The 2491-nt window shown below is 73.6% G+C and carries 3 protein-coding genes; 1 reads left to right on the top strand and 2 read right to left on the bottom strand.

Going from position 1 to position 2491, the window contains the following annotated elements:
- On the bottom strand, positions 1-659 hold a 659-nt coding region (locus AB0J68_RS30840), incomplete at its 3' end, for a hypothetical protein (protein WP_363942253.1).
- 31 nt (positions 660-690) lie between these two features.
- Positions 691-1146, bottom strand: coding sequence for an SRPBCC family protein (locus AB0J68_RS30845; RefSeq protein ID WP_363942255.1), 456 nt, complete (start codon positions 1144-1146; stop codon positions 691-693).
- Between the two features lie 121 nt (positions 1147-1267).
- Between AB0J68_RS30845 and AB0J68_RS30850 the strand changes: the two genes are divergently transcribed.
- Positions 1268-2491: AMP-binding protein (locus AB0J68_RS30850; RefSeq protein WP_363942257.1), on the top strand; the 1224-nt coding region annotated here is incomplete at its 3' end.

Below are 2491 nucleotides of genomic sequence, written 5' to 3' on the forward strand. Positions count from 1 at the left end.
TCGTCGGACGCCCGCGACGCGGGCACCACGGGTCGGCTGGTCGGCGCCGGCGCGACCACCGACCCGGCGTCGTCGACGGGTGCTGCGGTGGCCGGGGCGGGTGGGTCCGCCGTCCGGGTGGCGACCGACCAGACATCCCGCTCCGGCGCCGGCTGAGAATCATGCCCGGTGCGGGTGGCATCGCGCCACACGTGCTCGTCGTCGGTCTCGGCGGACCGGTCGGCCGGGGCGAAGGGTGGGGCCTCGTCGTCGCTGCTCGCGGCGGACGTCGGCTGCGCCGGCGCGGACGGCTGCGGTGCGGTCGCCGGGGGTGGCTCCGGCGGCGCGAACGCGCGGAGCAGGCTGGCCACGCCGGCCGCGAGGTCTCCGGCACCGGTGGCCAGGCGTTCGGCGAATTCCGGACTCGGATCACGCAACGCGGCGATGCCGCGACAGACCGGGCAGACACAGCATTCGGCCGAACCGGTGGCGAAACCACCACCGCCGTGGGCGCCGCCGCCCGCAGCGGCACTGTGACCGAGGACACCGGCCAGCATCCCGCCCAGCGGGCCGAACGCGCCGCCCACCGACCCGCCGGAGGCCAGTCGCGCCCCCGCGAGCAGGGTGGCGACCAGTCGCTCCGCCTCTTCCCGGGCCGAACCCGGATCCGTTCCGCCCACCCTCGGCTCCTCTACCCTGCCGCCGGACGCGTCACTGCGCCGCACCGGGTGCTTCTACCCGGCGCTTGAGCTGCTTCAACGCGGTGTCCATGATCATCTTCTCGGCCTTGCGCCGAAACATGCCCAGCATCCCCACCGACAGCTCGACCTCCAGCGTGTACGTCACAGTGGTGCTCCCGTCCGGGTTCGCCACCAGGTCGTACGAGCCGCGCTGGCTCTTCTGCATCTTCGAGGGGGCGAGCAGGTGCCATTCGACGCGGGACAGGTCCTCGGCGTACTCGTAGGCGAGCACGTACTCGTCGGCCATCACCCCGGCGTCGATGGCGAACCGCACCTGGCTGGCGTAGCCGTCCTCGTACTCCTCGATCACCTCGGCGTGGCGCACCGCCTCGGTCCACTCCGGGTACCTCGGGAAGTCGCAGATGACCGCCGCCACCCGGTCCGGTGACGCGCCGATGATGATCGACTGGGTGGAGGAGTCCGCCATGGGGGGAGGCTACCCGGCGGGTACCGCCCGCACGCCGCGCCGCCCCCGCCGGGTAGGTTTCGACAGAGCCGAAGACCGTGGATGGGCAGCGGCCGGCCAGTGCGAGCACGAAGGAGTGCAGGTGCGCGAGTTCTCCGTTCCGCCGATCGTCACCGTTGGCGACGCGGCCAACCTCACCGATCCGGTCTGGGACAACGCCGAGGCCGCGCCGGACACGGTCCAGTTCGCCCGCGCCACCCGCTCGGCCGACGGCAGCGGCACGACCTGGGCCGAGGTGACCTGCCTCCAGTTCCGCGACGAGGTGGTGGCGGTGGCCCGGGGCCTGATCGCCGCCGGCGTCTCCCCGGGCGCCCGGGTCGCGCTGATGAGCCGGACCCGCTACGAGTGGACGCTGCTCGACTACGCCATCTGGACGGTCGGCGCGGTCACCGTGCCGATCTACGAGACCTCCAGCGCCGAGCAGGCCGCCTGGATCCTGGCCGACTCCGGCGCGGTCGCCGCCGTGGTGGAGACCGACGCGCACGCCGACCTGGTCGCCGGCGTCCGCGACCGCCTGCCCGAGCTAATCCACCTCTGGCAGATCGACCGCGGCGGGGTCGACGAGCTGGTCACCGCCGGCGCCGCCGTCGAGCTGGCCGAGGTCCAGCAGCGCCGCAAGGCCGTCCGGGCCAGCGACCTGGCCACGATCATCTACACCAGTGGCACCACCGGCCGCCCCAAGGGTTGCGTGCTCACCCACCGCAACATGTACGCCGACATCGCCAACGCGGTGCCGGTGCTGCCGAACCTGTTCAACGCAGGCGCGGCCACCCTGCTCTTCCTGCCGCTGGCGCACGCGTTCGCCCGGCTCATCCAGATCGGCGTGGTGCAGGCCCGGGCCACCCTGGCGCACTGCGCCGACACCAAGAACCTGGTCGGCGAGCTGCAGGAGTTCCGCCCCACCTTCGTGCTCTCCGTGCCACGGGTGTTCGAGAAGGTCTACAACGCGGCCAAGCAGAAGGCCGAGGCCGACGGCAAGGGCGGCATCTTCGCCCGCGCCGAGCAGGTCGCCATCGCGTACAGCGAGGCTCTGGAGACCCCGCGCGGGCCCGGCCTGGCGCTGCGCGCCCAGCACGCGGTCTTCGACCGGCTCGTCTACCGCAAGCTGCGCGCCGCGCTCGGCGGGCGGTGCCGCGACGCCATCTCCGGCGGCGCGCCGCTGGGCCCCCGGCTCGGACACTTCTTCCGGGGCGTCGGCGTGACGATCCTGGAGGGGTACGGGCTGACCGAGACCTCGCCCGCCGCCGCCGCGAACCTGCACGCCGGGCAGCGGCCGGCCGACGGTGCCGATCCGGGTGCCGGTGGG

The sequence above is a fragment of the Micromonospora sp. NPDC049580 genome, assembly GCF_040675595.1.
Classification (GTDB): domain Bacteria; phylum Actinomycetota; class Actinomycetes; order Mycobacteriales; family Micromonosporaceae; genus Micromonospora.

Bases quoted from the DNA above. Each gene is read 5' to 3' on its own strand.
- AB0J68_RS30845 (WP_363942255.1), bottom strand. From the start codon at position 1,146: ATGGCGGACTCCTCCACCCAGTCGATCATCATCGGCGCGTCACCGGAC.